At 61.6% G+C, this 18,173-nt stretch carries 6 protein-coding genes; all 6 read left to right on the plus strand.

Annotated elements, in window-relative coordinates; all coding sequences use genetic code 11:
* Positions 1-74 precede the first annotated feature (74 nt).
* The 6 genes from pgaA to BLL38_RS07570 all read left to right on the plus strand — a co-directional run bounded on the left by pgaA (position 75) and on the right by BLL38_RS07570 (position 18,168).
* Complete coding sequence (gene pgaA, locus BLL38_RS07545) at positions 75-2,525, plus strand: poly-beta-1,6 N-acetyl-D-glucosamine export porin PgaA (protein WP_076961993.1); 2,451 nt, start codon at positions 75-77, stop codon at positions 2,523-2,525.
* Between the two features lie 12 nt (positions 2,526-2,537).
* Entirely contained in the window at positions 2,538-4,538 is a 2,001-nt protein-coding gene (pgaB, locus tag BLL38_RS07550; RefSeq protein ID WP_076961994.1) for a poly-beta-1,6-N-acetyl-D-glucosamine N-deacetylase PgaB, read from the plus strand.
* A gap of 3 nt (positions 4,539-4,541) precedes the next feature.
* A complete protein-coding gene (pgaC, locus tag BLL38_RS07555; protein WP_076961995.1) occupies positions 4,542-5,888 on the plus strand; it encodes a poly-beta-1,6-N-acetyl-D-glucosamine synthase in 1,347 nt (448 codons plus the stop codon).
* Entirely contained in the window at positions 5,885-6,352 is a 468-nt protein-coding gene (gene pgaD / locus BLL38_RS07560; protein ID WP_076961996.1) for a poly-beta-1,6-N-acetyl-D-glucosamine biosynthesis protein PgaD, read from the plus strand. Before pgaC ends, pgaD begins: the two co-directional genes overlap by 4 nt.
* A 179-nt stretch (positions 6,353-6,531) precedes the next feature.
* On the plus strand, positions 6,532-8,253 hold the full coding sequence (locus BLL38_RS07565; RefSeq protein ID WP_076961997.1) for a ShlB/FhaC/HecB family hemolysin secretion/activation protein: 1,722 nt from the start codon (positions 6,532-6,534) through the stop codon (positions 8,251-8,253).
* Between the two features lie 30 nt (positions 8,254-8,283).
* A complete protein-coding gene (locus BLL38_RS07570; RefSeq protein WP_083743043.1) occupies positions 8,284-18,168 on the plus strand; it encodes a two-partner secretion domain-containing protein in 9,885 nt (3,294 codons plus the stop codon).
* Positions 18,169-18,173 lie beyond the last annotated feature (5 nt).

Below are 18,173 nucleotides of genomic sequence, written 5' to 3' on the forward strand. Positions count from 1 at the left end.
AGACACCGGCGGCCTGATGCGTGTTGTACAGGCGAACCTATCGCTACAGCTTTCCGAGTAAGGAAGCTGACGACATGCTGCGTAATTTCTGCCCCTCCGGCCCTGGCCGACTGCGTCTACTGATCGGTGCCGCCTTGTTGCTGCCGACCCTGGCCGTGGCCGATCCTGCCTACGATTCCCTGATTCGCCAGGCCCGTACCGGTCACTACACCCCGGCGCTCAACCTGCTGCGCCAATTGCCTGCCGAGCGCCAGACCTCTGGCCAGGTCAGCGATCACCTGCTGATTGCCAGCTGGGCACGCCAGGATGACGAAGTACTCAAGGTCTATGAAACCCAGGGACGCCAGCGCCAACTGACCCCCCAAGCGCTGACCGTCGTGGCCCGCACCTACCGCAATCAACAGCGCTGGGCGCCTGCCGAGGCTGTGTATCGCCAGGCCTTGCTGCGCGAACCGAACAACCCGGACCTGCAACTGGGCCTGGCCCTGACCCTGGCCGATGGCGGCAAAACCGCCGAAGCCGTACAGCGTGCCCGCACCCTGGTGACGGCCAAGCCCGAGGATGTCGAGCGGCGCATGACCCTGGGCTATGCATTGGCCCGGGCCGGGGAACCGTTTGATTCACTGTTCGAGTTCGACCAGGCGTTTATCCGCGCCGGCAACCGGCCCGAGGTGGTGCGCGAATACATCATTGCCCTGCAACGTGCCCGTATGCCTGAGCCGGCCCTGCGCCTGAGCGCCCGCCACCCGGGTCTGCTGGACCCGGTGATCCAGCGCCGCCTGGAAGGCGACCTGGCTGCTGAGCGCGTGCGCCTGGCTGAATTCCCGACGCGCAGTGAAAGTGAACGCTTTGTGATCGCCGACCGTGCCCTCAAGGATTACGACCAACTGCTCGCCACCTGGGGCCCGGACGCCAGTGCCCATGACGATGTGGTGCGCTGGCGCATCGACCGCCTGGGCGCGCTTAAGGCCCGTGCGCGCACCGCCGAGCTGATCCACGACTACGAAGCCCTGGACGCCCAGGGTGTGCAACTGCCCAACTACGCCCTGCGCTGGGTGGCGGCGGCCTATCTCGACCAACGTTTGCCCGAGAAGGCCGCGCCGCTGTATCGCCAGGCGGTGGCCGCGCCGGATGCCGACCCCAGCAACCAGGTTGTAGACGGCACTGCCCTTTACTACTCCTTGCTGGAAAACGACCAGACCAGCGAAGCCCGTGCCTTCGCAAACCACCTGGCGAGCACGCAAAACCCTCGGGTTGAACTCAAGGGGCTGACCCTCGGGAACCCCAATAACGCCTGGCTGGACGCCCAGCAACTGGCAGCCCAGGCCGCGACCTACGGCGCCGATCTGCCGACCAGTGAAAAAAACCTGGAGACCCTGGTGCGCACCTCGCCCGGCAATGTCGGCATGCGTGTGGCTCAGGCGGATATGTTCCGCGCCCGCGCCTGGCCCCGGCGTGCCGAGAGGGCCCTCAAGGACGCCGAAAACCAGACCCCGCGCCACATCGACCTGGAAGTCTCCCAAGGCTACAACGCCCTGGTGCTGCAGGAGTGGCGCCAGCTCGATGTGCTGGCCGATGACGTAGTCGTCCGCGCCCCGGATAATCGCCAGGTCCAACGCCTTGAGCGCCTGCGCAAGGTGCATGAGATGGCCGAGCTGCGCATCGAAGCCGAGACCGGCAAAAGTAATGGCGGCGGGGCGGTTGCCGGTAGCCGCGACTGGGGGATCGAAACCCTGCTCTACAGCCCGCCCATCGATGAAGACTGGCGGATATTCGGCGGTATCGGCTACGCCACCGCCGACTTTGAGGAAGGCACGGGCCACCACCGTTGGCAGCGCCTGGGTGTGGAGCGGCGTACCCGCGACATGACCCTGGAGGCCGAAGTCTCCAACCACTCCTACGGCAAAGGCACCAAGCAAGGCGCGCGGCTGGCGATTGCCCGTGACATCAACGACCACTGGCAGTACGGCGGCAGCCTTGACTACCTGGCCGCCAGCACGCCGTTGCGCGCACTCAATGCCAACGTCACCGCCAACGGCGGCAGCGGTTTTATCCGCTGGCGCGCCAATGAAAGCCGTGAGTGGAGACTGGCGCTGAGCCCGTCCCACTTCAGCGACGGCAACGACCGTGTCGAAGCGTTGCTCACCGGGCGCGAGGGCGTCTACCGCTCGCCGGATGTGCAAGTGGACCTTGGCCTGGAAGTCGGCACCAGCCGCAACAGCAAGGAAGAGGCCGCGTATTTCAACCCACGCTCAGACTTCAGCGTGCTGCCCACGGTGAGCGTCAACCATGTGCTCTATCACCGCTACGAAACCCAGTGGAGTCAGCAGTTCCAGGCCGGTGCTGGCAGCTACAGCCAGCGCGATTACTCCACCGGCGCAATCGGTTTGCTCAGTTATGGCCAGCGTTATCGCTGGAACGACGTACTGGAAACCGGCGCCAACCTGAGCTGGATCAGCCGACCTTATGACGGTGAGCGCGAAAGCGATGTGCGCCTGCTCGTCGACCTCACTTACCGTTTCTAGAAGAGTCCGATCATGACCCTTGTTTCCCGTTGCCTGCTGGCCCTGGGTTTTTTGCTGAGCAGTGCCTGTGCCCAGTCACCCGCGCCTTTCACGCCACCTGCCGAACGACTCAAACCGGTCAACGAAGCGCCGTGGCCGAAAAACCATTTCCTGGGCATTGCCTACCACGATGTCAACGACCGCGACCCCGACCAAAGAGTGGTGGCGGTGCGTACCGAACGCCTGATCGAACAGTTGTCCTGGCTGCGCGAGAACGGCTACCAGGCGGTCAGCGTCGACCAGGTCCTCGCCGCCCGCGCAGGCGGGCCACAGCTGCCGCCCAAAGCCATCATGCTCAGCTTCGACGACGGCTATTCGAGCTTCTACACCCGTGTGATGCCGATTTTGCGGGCCTACCAGTGGCCGGCTGTGCTGGCGCCGGTGGGCAGTTGGGTCGATACGCCGTTGAACCAGCCGGTGGATTTTGCCGGCGTGCCGCGTAACCGCGCGGAATTTTTGACCTGGCAACAAGTGCGCGAAGTGGCGCAATCGGGCCTGGTGGAGATCGCCGCCCACACCGACGCCAGTCACAAGGGCGTGCTGGCCAACCCCCAGGGCAACCTGCAACCGGCCGCCGCCACCCGGCGCTATGACCCGGCCACCCACCGTTATGAGTCCGAAGCGCAGTTCCAGGCGCGGATGCGTGCCGACGTGGTGGCGATTTCCAACAAGATCCGCGCGGTCACCGGCAAGGCGCCGCGTGTGTGGGTATGGCCGTATGGCGCGGCGGATGGCACCTCCCTGGCGGTGGTGGGTGAGCAGGGTTACCAGATGGCCCTGACCCTGGAGGACGGCCTCGACAACCTCGGCAACTTGATGAGCAGCCCGCGCTTTCTGGTGGACAACGACCCGTACGCCGAAGACTTCGCCAACAGCATGGTCTCGGCACAGGTCAAAGCGCCGATGCGCGTGCTGCATGTGGACCTCGATCATGTCTACGACCCGGACAAGGCCCAAGAGGCGCGCAACCTCGACGCGCTGGTCCAGCGGGTGCTGGACATGGGGGTCGACACGGTGTTCCTCCAGGCATTCGCCGACCCCAAGGGCGATGGCCTGGTGCGTTCGCTGTACTTCCCCAACCGCCATCTGCCGATGCGCGCCGACCTGTTCAACCGTGTCAGCTGGCAGCTGCATACCCGTGGCGGCCTGGTCAAAGTCTACGCCTGGATGCCCGTGCTCAGCTTTGCCCTGGATGCCAAGCTGCCCCGCGTCACCCGTTGGGACCCGGCCACCGGCAAGGTGGCCGTCGACCCGAAACAGTACCAGCGCCTGTCGCCGTTCGATCCAAAGGTGCGCAAAATCATCGGTGAAATTTACGAAGACCTGGCCCGTACCAGTGCTATCCACGGCGTGTTGTTCCACGACGACGCGGTGCTCTCGGACTTTGAAGACGCCAGCCCCCAGGCCCTGCAAACCTACGCGGCCAACGGCCTGCCAGGCAATATCCAGGCGCTGCGCGCCGACCCTGAGGTGATGCAGCGCTGGACCCGTTTCAAGAGCCGCTACCTGATCGATTTCACCCATGAACTGACCGCCAAGGTCCGTGCCCAGCGCGGCCCGGAAGTGCTCACCGCGCGCAATATCTTCGCCGAACCGATGCTCAACCCGGCCAGCGAAGCCTGGTTTGCGCAGAACCTCGACGACTTCCTCCAGCACTACGACTGGACCGCGCCCATGGCGATGCCGTTGATGGAAGGCCAGTCGCTGAAAAACTCCAACGCCTGGCTGGAAAAACTCGTGGCCACGGTCAAGGCCCGGCCCGGCGCGATGCAGCGCACGGTCTTCGAGCTACAGGCCAAGGATTGGCGCACCCCGGCCGCCCCGGATCTTTCCGGCGCGCAAATGGCCGAGTGGATGGGCGTGCTCAAGCGCCAGGGCGCCAGCAGTTTTGGCTACTACCCCGACAACTTCCTGGAGAATTCGCCGGATCTGAACACCGTGCGTCCGGCCCTTTCCAACAAATGGAATCCTTGACTCATGTTCGACAGAATCCTTGCTCTTCTCGTGTTGGCATTGGTGTTGGGTGTGCCCCTGGGCCTGATCTTCCTGGTCACCGGGCAGTTCCTGATGGAGTTCGTGTTTTTCTACCCGTTGTTCATGTCCGGGCTGTGGATCGCCGGCGGCCTGTACTTCTGGCTGCACTGGGAGCGCCACTGGCCCTGGGCCGATGACACCCCGGCGCCGGCGCTCAAGGGCGAGCCGCTGATCTCGATCCTGATCCCTTGCTACAACGAAGGCGACAACGCCGCCGAGACCATCGGCGCAGCATTGGCCCAGCGTTATCGCAACCTGGAAGTGATCGCGATCAATGACGGCTCCAGCGACAACACGGCCGAGGTGCTCGATGCCCTGGCGCTGCAAGAGCCGCGCCTGCGCGTGCTGCACCTGGCGCAAAACCAGGGCAAGGCCGTGGCCTTGCGCATGGGCGCGGTGGCGGCGCGCAGTGAATACCTGGTGTGCATCGACGGCGATGCCTTGCTCGACCGCAATGCCGCGGCCTACCTGGTGGCGCCGATGCTCGACAACCCACGGCTCGGTGCGGTCACCGGCAACCCGCGCATCCGTACACGCTCGACCTTGATCGGCCGGGTGCAGGTGGGCGAGTTCTCTTCGATCATCGGCTTGATCAAGCGTACCCAGCGGGTTTTCGGGCGGATCTTCACCGTGTCTGGCGTGGTGGTGGCGTTTCGGCGGGCGGCCCTGGACCGGGTCGACTACTGGAGCACCGACATGATCACCGAAGACATCGACGTGAGCTGGAAGCTGCAACTGGACCACTGGAGCATCTTCTACGAGCCGCGCGCGCTGTGCTGGATCCTTATGCCAGAAACCCTCGGCGGCCTGTGGAAACAGCGCCTGCGCTGGGCCCAGGGCGGCGCCGAAGTGCTGTTCAAGAATATTCGCGGGATCTGGCAGTGGCGCCACCGCTACCTGTGGCCGTTGCTGTTCGAGTACTGCCTGTCCACCGGCTGGGCCTTCACCTTCATGCTGTCGGTGATCTTCTGGGGCGTGGGCAAAGTCGTGCCGTTGCCCGAGGCGATCGCCGTCGGCTCGCTGATGCCGCCGGCCTTCACCGGCTTGCTGCTGGCGGTGGTGTGCCTGCTGCAATTTGCCGTGAGCATCATGATTGACCGGCGCTACGAGCGCGGCCTGTGGAAAACCCTGTTCTGGACCGTCTGGTACCCGCTGGTGTTCTGGCTGGTGAGCCTGTTCACCACCCTGGTCAGCTTCCCCAAAGTCCTGTTCCGCCAACATCAAAAACGCGCGCGCTGGGTCAGCCCGGATCGCGGCATCAAGGCACCTGCCAAGGAAGTCAAGCCATGAACCTGATCCGTACCCCCCAGCGGCCTGTGATGCAGGCCATTGATATTTTCCTGACCCTGCTGGCCTGGGCCGGGCTGGTGATTTTGCTGGTACGCGGCCTGGTGCCGATGCTCGACAGCCAGGGCGGCCCGCGCATCGAGGCGCCGATCTTTGCTGCGCTGAACACTTTGCAGATCTACCTGTGGATCGCCCTGTTCAATGCGCTGCTGCTGATTGTCTGGGCGCGTTACCAGCAGCGGCGCGGCAAGCGCTTCGCCCAGCGCCGGGCGGCGGGCAAGGCCTTGAGTGACCATGGCTTGAGCGAGAGCTTCCGCCTGGCGGCGGGCGAGCTTGAACAACTGCGCCGGCCGGGGGTGTTGGTGATTCATAACGATCAGGAGGGCGGCGTGCAGGCGGTGACGGCTCATCTGTCCCGTGAGGAGCGGCGGCCAGAGTTGAAGCTTGTGGTGGGGCAGGACAGCTAGCCGTGTAGGTAATTTGGTCTTTTTTTGTAGGATATTTCCTAGGTTTATTTAGGTGATGTCCTCTTTAGTTTGCTCGGGCGATCCAGTGACAATCGCGGCGCTAACCCGCCGTTAAACATCCTGGATCGTCGCACATTCATTGTGGGCCTCCCTGGCCCTTTGTTTTCGATGGATTGAATATGCCTTTATTAGTGCTACGGACTCGGCTGCGGTTGAGCCTCTGTCTTTTGCTTTGCCTGGTGTCGAGCGGTGCCCTGGCGGCGACGCTGCCAGGTGATCAGGACCTGATCCGCGAGCGGCAAAATCGTCTGCTGGAAGAGCAGCAGCGGCGCCTTGAAGAGCTCAAGAACCTGCCCGGCAAGGAAGTCAAACCCGCAACGCCCGCCGCCCCGGTGGACAGTCGTTGCTTCCCGATCAAGACCATCGAACTCAAAGGCGCTGATAGCTTGTCTGCCGCTGAGCGCGAGCGTTTGATTAAGCCTTATATCGACCAGTGCCTGGGCGTCTCCCAGCTCAATCAACTGCTCAAGGCCGTCACCGACCACTATATCGACAAGGGCATGGTCACCAGCCGTGCCTACTTGCCGCAGCAGGATTTGTCCAAAGGGCATCTGCAAGTGCTGGTGGTCGAAGGCAAGCTCGAAGGCCTGAAAGGCGCCGATAACAGCCAACTCTCGGACCGTGAGTTGGCCATGGCTTTTCCCGGCAAAAACGGCGACTTGCTCAACCTGCGGGAAATCGAGCAGGCCATCGATCAGCTCAACCGCTTGCCGTCCAACCGGGCCCAAATGGAACTGGCCCCCGGCGATGCTGTTGGCGGCAGTTCGGTACTGGTGAAAAACACCCCGCAAAAGCCCTGGCGCGCCAGCCTGTCGCGCAATAACGACGGGCAGAAAAGCTCCGGTGAACAGCAGTGGGGCGCCGGCCTTGAGTGGGACAGCCCCCTGGGCCTGGCGGACCAGCTGATTTTGCGTGGTGGCCATGATGCAATCAGCGACCACCAGAAAACCTCGAAAAACGCCATGCTCTATTACAACGTGCCGTGGGGCTGGTGGAACTTCAGCTACAGCTACAACCAGAGCGATAGCCGCTCGCTGATCCAGGGCGACAGTTTTGACTTCAAGCAGACCGGCGACAGCCAAAACCACCAACTGCGCGCCGAGCGCGTGGTGCACCGCGATGCACTGAGCAAGACCTCGCTCAGCGTTGGCCTGGCCCACCTGCGTACCAACAACTACATCGACGGCAGCCGCCTGGATGTCAGCAGCCATCGCCTCAGCGAAATGCAATGGGGCATCAACCACGGCCGGCGGGTCGGCAGTGCCTTCGTCAACATGGACCTGGGCATGCAGAACGGCATCGGCCTGCTCGATGCCCAGGCCCAGGACGAACGCGGCGACTTTGGCAGTCGCCAACCCAACTCGCGCTACCGCAAATACACCGCCACCGTCAGCTACCTGCAACCCTTCATGCTGTGGGGCGAGTCGTTCAGCTTTACCAGCCTGGCCACCGGCCAACGCAGCGAAGACATGCTGTTCAGCCCGCAGCGCATGAGCCTTGGCGGCTCATCCTCGGTGCGTGGCTTCAAGGACCAGCAGCTCAACGGTGACAGCGGCGGCTACTGGCGCAACGACCTGCGTTGGTCACGCCCGGTGCTGGTGGACTGGCTGCGCCCGGCCTTCGGCGAATACGGCGTGAGTCTGGGCTACGACCAGGGCGTGATTCGCAACGACCGCTACAACGGCACCACCCACGGCCGGGTGTCCAGCAACTCGGTGGAGCTGTTTGCCCGTGGCAAACATGTCAGCACCAGCGTGACCTTTGCCCACTCTTTGGAACGTCCGGCGGTGATGAGCGAGCGCGAAGCGCCGATCTACTTCCGAATGGATTTCTACCTGTAATTCAACGCCTCGCTGCATTGAGAATTTGATATGGATGTTCGCCAGCTTGCTTTCCTCGCCCGCCAACCGTCCGCTGCCGTAAAACGCCGTGACACCTTCTGTGGCGTGCCCAAAAGCGGCCTGGCGCTGATCCTGGCCAACGCGCTGTTCTGGCAGCCGCTGCTGGTCCAGGCCGAGGGCATTGTGGTCAGCGGCCCGGGCACGACGGTGGGCGCGGCGGGCAATGGCGTACCGGTGGTCAACATTGCCACGCCCAATGGCAGCGGCCTGTCCCATAACCAATTCAAGGACTACAACGTCGGTGCCAACGGCCTGATCCTCAACAACGCCACAGGCCGCACGCAAGAAACCCAACTGGGCGGCATCATCCTCGGCAACCCCAACCTCAAGGGCGGCGCCGCCAATATCATCCTCAACGAAGTCAACGGCGGCAGCCCCAGCCAGTTGCGCGGCTACACCGAAGTGGCGGGGCAGTCGGCCAAAGTCATCGTCGCCAACCCCTATGGCGTGACCTGCAACGGCTGCGGCTTTATCAACACCCCCAACGTGACCCTGACCACCGGCAAACCCATCCTCGATAACGGCCGCCTGGACCGCTACCAGGTCGATGGCGGCGCGGTGACCATCGACGGCCAGGGCTTGAATGCCGACAACGTTGACCGCTTTGAGATCATCACCCGCTCGGCCAAGATCAATGCGCAGATCAATGCGCGTAATTTGACCGTGATTGCCGGGCGTAATGACGTCAATGCACAGACGTTGAATGCCACGGCGCGTGCAGATGATGGCAGTGCCAAGCCGGAGCTGGCGATTGACTCGTCGGCGTTGGGTGGGATGTATGCCGGCGCGATCAGGCTGGTGGGGACTGAGGCTGGTGTCGGGGTGAAACTGGACGGTACGTTGGCGGCCAGCGCGGGCGATATTCAACTGGATGCCAATGGGCGCTTGACCATGGCCAATGCCAAGGCCAGCGAAGCGGTCGTGATCAAGGCCGGTGAGCTGGACGCCACGGGCGCGGTGTACGCCGGCACGCGTATCGATGTGCAAACCACCACGGGCTTAAGCAACCAGAAAAGCCTCGCCGCCCGCGACAGCATTACCCTCGCCAGCAACGGGCAACTACTCAACAGCGGCATTATCGAAGCGGGGGTCAACCCTGATGAAAGCCGCAATGCCAGCGGCGATGTCAGCCTGTCAGCCGCCAGCCTGAAAAATACCGGCAGTGTGGTTGCCAGTCGCAGCCTCGGCGTAACCGCCACCCAGGCTCTGGACAACCAGGGCGGCACGTTGAGCGGCACGAAAACGCAGGTTAATGCCGGACAACTGGATAACCGCACCGGCCGCGTGCTCGGTACGCAGACGCTGAATATCACTGCCACGGCCCTGGACAACCGCTCCGGCAAGTTGCTCGGTAGCCAGTTGAACGTGACGGCCAGTGGCGCCATCGACAACCGCCTGGGGATCTTCTCCGCCAGCACATTGCTGACGGTGCAGGCGGCCAGCCTGGATAACCGCAATGAAGGCAACCTGGTCAGCCAGGGCGCCCAACAAATCGTCGTCGGGCAGTTGAACAACAGCCAGGGCGGGTTGGTGTCCAGCAAAACCACCCTGGCGCTGCGTGGCGAAAACATGCTCAACCAGGGTGGCCTGGTGATCGCCGACGAGGCATTGACCCTGACCGGCGGTAGCTTCGACAACAGCCAGAAGGGCGTCATCAGCAGCAAGGCCGATACCCAGGTTGAGCTGACGAGCCTGAACAACAGCAACGGTGGCAAGTTGAGCAGTGCGGGTCAGTTGACTCTTAACGCCGCCGAGCTCGAAAACGCTGCTGGCCGTATCAGTGCCACGGGCGACCTGCAGGCGACAGTCGGTATCCTCAAGCAACAAGCGGGCGAGTTGCTCAGCGAAGGCGCATTGAGCCTGCGCGGTACTACGCTGGACAACCGCAACGGTGGTCTTGTCGCGGCCACTGGCGGCGTGGAAGTGCGCAGCCAGGAGATCTTCAACCAACTGGGCGAAATCTCCAGCCAGGCCAAGGTGCTGGTGGTGGCCGACCAGTTGAACAACAGCACCGGCAAAGTGATCGGCGACAACGGCCTGAACCTCACGGTGCAACGCCTGATCAATCAGAACAAGGGCCTGTTGGCTGGGCGCGAAGGCCTGCTAGTGAACGGCGGCCAACTGGATAACAGCCAGGGTGGGCGTCTCACCAGCCAGAAAAATATCAACGTCAGTGTGACTGGCGATTTGCTCAACCAAGGCCAGGGCACACTGCTCAGTGAGGGCGAGTTAACGGTCAAGGCCGGTGCGCTGGATAACTCCCAGGACGGCGTGATCAGCGCCAAAAGCAGCATTGATCTGCGCACCGCCGGCCTCAATAACAGCCAGCGCGGCAGCATCCGCAGCGACGCGGGCATCACCCTCGATGCCGGGCAACTGGATAACAGCCAGCAAGGCTCGATCTTCGCCCAGTCGTCAGTCAAAGCCACTGTCACCGGGCTGGACCAACAGGATCGCGGTGAACTGGTCGGCCAGGCCGGCATCGACCTGGACTTGAAAAACGGGCTGTTGAACAACCGCGACCGTGGCCTGATTGCCACGCCGGGCCAGTTGCTGCTGCGCAACCTTGGGGCTGTGGATAACCGCCAGGGCGGCGAGATTTCCAGCACGCAATCCTTCCTGTTAGCAGCGGATGCGCTGGATAACCGCGGTGGCAAAATCATCAGTCGCGACAGCTTGCAAGTGCGTGTTGCCCGCGCGCTGGATAACAGCGCCGAAGGCGTGGTGTCGGCACACAGCACCTTACAGGTGCAAGCCGATAGCCTGAACAACCAAGGCGCTGGCGCACTGGCCAGCCAGGGCGCGCTGGATCTGACGGTCACGGGCCTGCTGGACAACCGCCAGGGCGGACAGATTGTCAGCGACATCAGCCTGACCGCCAACGCTGGCGCTGTGGATAACCGCTCCGGCGTTATTGGCAGCCAACAGGCGCTGAACCTGACCACCGGCAGCCTCGACAACAGGGCTGGGCTAATCAACAGCCTAGGTGACCTGACCCTGACCGGGCAAAAGGTCGATTCAAGCCTGGACGGCGAGATATCGGCCAAGGGCGACTTGCAACTCACCGTCCAGCAGTTGATCCAGCGCCAGGGCCGCTTGATCGGCGAACGCGCGGTGACCCTCGACCTGCAAGGCGGCGACCTGGAGAACAACGCGGGTTTGATCCGCGCCAAAGGGCCGCTGACCTTTGCTCGACTGGGCAACCTGAGCAACCGTGAACAGGGCGAAATCTCCAGCCAGACCGCCTTCACCCTCAAAGCCCAGCGCATTGATAACGGTGATCGCGGGGTCATCCTCAGCACTGATCAATTACGCCTTGAGGCGGGCGAAGTGGTCAACGCCAATAAGGGCTTGATCTCGGGTTGGAACGGCTTGACGGTGGTTGGCGACAACCTGGACAACAGCGCCGAAGGCACGTTGTCGAGCAAGAGCGGCACCCTACAAACCACGCTGACCGGCGCCCTGGACAACCACAACTCGGGCGCCCTGGTCAGCCAGGGCAAGCAAACCCTCAATGCGGCGAGCGTGAACAACGATCAAGGGGTTATTTCGGGCCAGGACGACGTCACTCTCACAGTGAGCGGGCGCTTGGACAACAGCCAGAATGGCTTGATCTCCGCCGCCAAAACCCTGGACTTCAACCACACCCAAACTGAAATCCTCAACCGTGGCGGGCAGATCAACGCCGCCGATATCCGCCTGATCGGCCAGCGCCTGGACAACAGCGCCGGCCAACTGATCAGCCAGGGCGCACTCGATGGCACCCTCAGCGGCGCGCTGATCAATGCTAACAAAGCCCGTCTGGCCAGCGGCGCAGCACTGTTGCTGAGCGCGGCGAGCCTGGACAACCGTGGCGGCCAACTGGTCAGCCAGGACCGGCTCGACCTGACCCTCGCCAGTGGCGATCTGGATAACCGCGACAAAGGCACCCTGGCCAGCCAGAAAGACCTGGTGCTCAAACTGCTGGCCGGTGATGTGAACAACCAGCAAGACGGCCTGATTTTCAGCCAGAAGGGCAAGCTCGACCTGGCTGCACGCACCCTTAATAACCAGCAAGGCACACTGCAAAGCCAGGCCGACAACCTGCTACGGCTCAGCGCAGCCCTGAACAACCAGGGTGGGCGCGTCGATAGCCTCAGCGGTAACCTGGACCTGAACTCGGCCAGCGTGACCAACACCACGGGTGGCGTCCTCAATAGCAGCCAGGGCTGGATCAAACTGGTAACGGGCTTGTTCGACAACGGCGGCGGTATCACCCAGGCGCAATCCCTGGATATCGAAGCCAAAGGCGGGTTGCTCAACCAACTGGGGCACCTTTCGGCCCTTGCCGGTGAGAGCCAGATTGTCACTACCACCTTGAACAACCAGGGTGGCGGTGTGTATGCCGACACTCTGCTCAAGGTCACGGCCAAGGATTTTGATAACCAGGGCACAGCGGTTGGCAACGGCGGCAAGGTCGGTGCACGGAACATCGACTTCGGCCTCACGGGCACCCTGAGCAACGGTTTTGGTCTGATCGAAAGCGACGAGACCCTGCGCCTCGCCGCGCAAACCCTCAATAACGTGGGCGGCAACCTGCGGGCCATGGGCCGCGTCGGCACTACCGAGATCCGCACCTCGGGTCTGTTCGACAACCGCTTTGGCGCGCTGGAAAGTGCCAATCAACAACTCACACTGCAAGCCGGCGATCTGGACAACAACGGCGGGCGCATCGTCCATAGTGGCAGCGGAACATTCGACCTGACCTCCGACCAAGTCACCCGCGCTGGCGGCAGCTTCGTCACCAGCGGCCAACTGGATATCAAGGCGGCGAGCTGGACCAATAGCAGCGTGATCCAGGCCGGCCGCCTGAATCTCGATATCGGCCAATTCACCCAGACCGCCAGCGGCCAGTTGCTGGGCTCGCAAAGCCTGACCGGTATTGGCGACACCTGGACCAACGAAGGCCTGCTGGCCAGTGACGGCAGCCTGAACCTGACGCTTACCGGTGGCTACAGTGGTAATGGCCGGGTCAGCAGCCTGGGTGACATGACCTTCACCAGCGCCCGCATGGACCTGGGCGAAAACGGCCGGGTTGCTGGCGGTGCGCTCACCCAAATCAACAGCGCGCTGCTGAACAATCAAGGGCGCCTGACCTCCATTGGCGATCTGACCGTCAACGCCACGACCCTGAACAACTACGGCACCCTGGGTGGCTCTGAAAAGGTCCGCCTGAACGCTACTCACCTGCTCAACGACAGGGGCCTGATTTTCAGCGGCGATGACATGACGTTGCGGGTCAATGACTTCAGCAACCGTTTTGGCGACGTCTACAGCCTCGGTGGCCTGGACATTGCCCGCGATGACGCCAACGGGCGCAGCGCCCTGATCGAGAACATCTCCGGCACGCTGGAAAGTGACGGCAACATGCGTTTGTTGGCCGATACCCTGAGCAACCGTCGCGACCAGTTCAGTACGGAAAAGAAGCTGGTATCGGGTAGCGTTAACACTTACTTCGACGACTTCTGTGATGGCAAGGGTTGTGAAGTCCACTTCAGTGCCGTCGAGCGTTATGAGGACGTGGTCACCGGCAGCTCGGCCTCAGCCTTTATCAATAGCGGTGGCGACCTGACAGTGGGCAGCCAGGCCTTCAACAACCTCTACAGCTCGGTCTCGGCGGCCAAAAATATCCTGATCAATACCGATGTGTTGAACAACACCGGCGCGGCGGGTGGTGAGGATATCCTCTACAACTCGGAGTTCTATACTCGGGATACCAGCCAATACGACACGTTCATCAACCGCAGAAACCAGTTCAATCTCTATAACGATCCCAACTCCGCTGACTACCGTCCTGGCGAAATGACCATGGACAAGCTCAGGGATGGGATTGGCAACTTCTACAAATTCTCCAGCTCTACCGTGCCGACTTCCGGCAGCGTGCTTGCTCAAGCCGTGATCCAGGCGGCCGGCGCGGTCACAGTCAACGCCACCCAGCAAATCAACAACAGCGTCATCCGCCCGAATGCCACGACCATTGATACCCCGGCGGCCAATCGCAACACCAACTCGGATGTCTTCGCCTCGACCGTAAAACCGGCGGTCACCGCGCAATTACCGCCGGACCTGGCCCAGCGCCAGGTCAACCCTGTGACCTTGCCGGGCTTCAGCCTGCCCGCCGGGCAGAACGGTTTGTTCCGCCTCAGTGGCCAGCAAGCCAAGGCTGAGGGTGTTTCCAGCGCTTCGACGAACGCTGCGGACTTCAGCGTCGGCGGCCGCCAGATTACCGCCAAGGACCGAGAGCAAACCCTCGACTACACCGCCGTGCAAGAACGCGGCTTCAACCTCGACGGCCAGCCAAACGGCCAGGGCCCATTGGCACTGGACACCGGCGCACCATCGATCAACCGCGTGCAAGGGCTGCCGCCTGTCACTCCGGTAGACAACAGCCACAAATACCTGATCGAGACCAACCCGGCCCTCACCGACCTCAAGCAGTTCATGAGCTCCGACTACCTGCTGGCGAAACTCGGCTATAACCCCGATGACAGCTGGAAGCGCCTGGGCGATGGCCTGTACGAGCAACGCCTGATCCGCGAAGCCGTGATCGCCCGTACCGGCCAGCGCTACATCGATGGCCTCACCAGCGACGACGCATTGTTCCGCTACCTGATGGACAACGCCATCGGCTACCGCGACTCGCTCAACCTGCAACTGGGCGTGGCCCTCACCGCCGAACAAGTGGCGGCACTGACCCACGACATCGTGTGGATGGAAGAGGCCCAGGTCAACGGCCAAAAAGTCCTGACCCCAGTGCTCTACCTGGCCCAGGCCAACAACCGCCTGGCATCCAACGGCGCGTTGATCCAGGGCCAGGACGTGAGCCTGATCACTGGCGGCGACCTGCATAACGGCGGCACCCTGCGCGCCACCAACAACCTGAACATGGTCGCTGTCAATATCGACAACAGTGGTCTGATGCAAGCCGGCAACCGCCTGGACATGCTCGCCACCGACTCGATCCGCAACACCCGGGGCGGGGTGATCAACGGGCGCGATATCAGCGCTACCGCCGTTACTGGCGACGTTATCAACGAGCGCACGGTGACCACCTTCCGAACTGAAGGCCAGGGCTACCAACTGCGTAACGACGTGGTGAGTTCGGGCTCACGTTTTGAAGCCACCGACACCGTAAAAATCAGCGCCGGGCGCGACCTATACAGCGGCGGCAGCACCATCAAGGCCGGTGGCGATGCCACCCTTGCGGCCGGGCGCGACGTCATCATCGCCAGCCAGGCCGAACAGGACGATGCGGCGTTCCAGCGCCGACGCGTCAGCAGTACTGAGCAAACCATCCTGCAACACGCCTCCAGCGTCGAAGTCGGCGGCAACCTGACCCTCGATGCCCGCCGCGACATGGCCGTGATCGGCAGCAGCGTCAGCGCCGAGAAAAACCTCAGCGCCAAGGCCGGCGAAAGCATGACCCTGGCAGCGGCGGCCAACGAGGAACACGACTATTCCAAAGGCAAAAAAGGCGGGACCAAAACCACCAAACAACTGGATACCGTCACCCAACAAAGCGCCGAACTAAAGGCAGGCGGCGACCTGATCGCCATCGCCGGCACCGACCTGACCCTGGTCGCCAGCAAAATCAGCGCGGGCAATGAAGCCTATGTGCATGCCGATAACGAGCTGAACATGCTGGCGGCGCAGGACAGCAACTACTCGCTGTACGACATGAAGAAAAAGGGCAACTGGGGCAGCAAGAAAACCCAACGTGATGAAGTGACCGATGTGAAAAACATCGGCAGCGAGATCAAGACCGGGGGTGACCTGACGCTGGAGAGCGGTGGGGATCAGTTGTATCAGGCGGCGAAGCTCGACAGTGGCGGGGATATTGCGATTGCCAGTGGGGGGGCGGTGACGTTTGAGGCGGTTAAGGATTTGCGGCAGGAGAGTCATGAGAAGAGCAATAACAATGCCTTCTGGGTGTCCTCCAAAGGCAAAGGCACCACCGACGAAACGCTGCGCCAGACCCAGATGGTCGCCGAAGGCAATATCGCGATCAAGGCGGTGGAAGGCCTGAAGATCGACGTTACACAGGTCAATCAACAGACCGTCAGCCAGTCCATCGACGCGATGGTAAAGGCTGATCCGCAGTTGGCGTGGATCAAGGATGCTCAGGCACGCGGGGATGTGGACTGGAGGCAGGTCAAGGAGATTCATGACAGCTTCAAGTACAACAACTCGGGGTTGGGGCCGGCGTCGCAGATCATTATTGCGATTGTGATGGCTGCGGTGGTTGGGCCGATGGCGGCGGGCGCCATGGGGACGGCTACCGGCGGCATGGTCACGGCGGGAACACTCTCTCTAGAAACGGCGGCTGGCATATCTGCTGCGACAGGCGCTGTTGCGGCGGGAGCGGCCACCAACGCTACGGTTAGTGTCATTAACAATCGTGGGAACCTGGGCGCAGTGCTTAAGGATGTAACTTCTTCGGATGCGATGAAGGGGTATGTGATTGCTGGCGCTACAGCAGGCCTGACGGCGGCCTATTTTGGTGATTGGACTGGGACCCAAACAAACACAATCACTGGGAAAGTTACGACGCCAGGTCTACTGAATACTTGGAGTGGTGTTGGTAAGTTTGCCGCCAACCAGACGTTGCAAAGCGGCACATCCATGCTGCTGAGCAAGGCGCTGGGGCAGGGCGGTAGCGCCAGCGATGCGCTGAAAAGCGCACTTTTCAATACGTTGGCGGCAGCCAGTTTCAACCTAGTGGGGAATTACACCCAAGGTGTAGTTGCCGATGGTTCGGCACCCAAGATTGCAATTCACGCAATGGTGGGTGGCTTGCTGGCTGAGGCTACGGGCGGTGACTTTAAAACCGGTGCGTTGGCGGCAGGGGCGAACGAGACGCTGGTTACTCATCTGGATACGCTGGTCAAAGGTAACGAAGAGCTGCTGACGATGAGTTCGCAGATCGTTGGCGTGCTGGCGGCGGCCGGGCAGAAGGATGCGGATGCGGCCAAGATTGAGAAGGGGGCTTGGGTTGCGAAGAATGCTACGCAGTACAACTACCTGTTGCATCGCGAAGTGGAGGAGATGATTAAGGAGGTAGATAGTAAAAACACGGAAGAAGAAAAAAGGGAGGTTAGAAACCGATACGCCCAGCGCGACCAGGAGCGAAACGAAAAGTTGGGCGAGATTTGCACTCAGACACCAGATATTTGCAAGTCTATTTCAGCATCACTTGTCAATGATGATCAGGGATTAGTTGAATTAGTTAGCCGCTTGAGGGCTGAGGGTAAAGGCGGCGCGGCGCTTGCCGTTGGCAGCTATATTGACAGTAATTTATTTGCGACTAATATAATTGCAGCGGAGATAAAAGCTGCAGATGGCGGTGCTTTGGAAGCGCTGGCCGCTGAGGGTGTTAAGGCCGGTGTTGGTGTTGTGGCTATTAAGCCCGGGGCAGGGAAAGGAAAATTACCTTCGGGTGCAAAAGGTACTGCTAATACCGCATTGAAGCTTGGCGAAACCCAAACTATTAATGATGTAAGCATGACTCGTGTCGGGAGATGGATGTCTCCTGATGAGCTGGCACAGATGCAAAGTAGTAACAAAATTGTTCAGGGAGGCGGCGGGCAAACCTTTATCTCAACTAACGGTGCCGCTGATTTTAAGGGGGCTGCGTCTAAAGGTTCCGTCTATGTCGAGTTTGATGTTCCAAGTAGTGGATTATTGCAGGGTGGTAAGGAAGGCTGGTATAAAATGATTGGTCCGGACGCAAGTAAATCCCAGCAGTATTTGCTTAATAAACAGGGTGGAGAACATCTCCCTGAGGTAAAAAATATTAATGTGCTAGATAGTAAGTGAGAGGG

The sequence above is a fragment of the Pseudomonas gessardii genome, assembly GCF_001983165.1.
Taxonomy (GTDB): domain Bacteria; phylum Pseudomonadota; class Gammaproteobacteria; order Pseudomonadales; family Pseudomonadaceae; genus Aquipseudomonas; species Aquipseudomonas gessardii.

What these genes read in the sequence shown, in the direction of transcription:
- pgaC (WP_076961995.1), top strand. Translation starts at nt 4,542, where the DNA reads ATGTTCGACAGAATCCTTGCTCTTCTCGTGTTGGCATTGGTGTTGGGT.
- BLL38_RS07565 (WP_076961997.1), top strand. Translation starts at nt 6,532, where the DNA reads ATGCCTTTATTAGTGCTACGGACTCGGCTGCGGTTGAGCCTCTGTCTT.
- pgaA (WP_076961993.1), top strand. Translation starts at nt 75, where the DNA reads ATGCTGCGTAATTTCTGCCCCTCCGGCCCTGGCCGACTGCGTCTACTG.
- pgaD (WP_076961996.1), top strand. Translation starts at nt 5,885, where the DNA reads ATGAACCTGATCCGTACCCCCCAGCGGCCTGTGATGCAGGCCATTGAT.
- BLL38_RS07570 (WP_083743043.1), top strand. Translation starts at nt 8,284, where the DNA reads ATGGATGTTCGCCAGCTTGCTTTCCTCGCCCGCCAACCGTCCGCTGCC.
- pgaB (WP_076961994.1), top strand. Translation starts at nt 2,538, where the DNA reads ATGACCCTTGTTTCCCGTTGCCTGCTGGCCCTGGGTTTTTTGCTGAGC.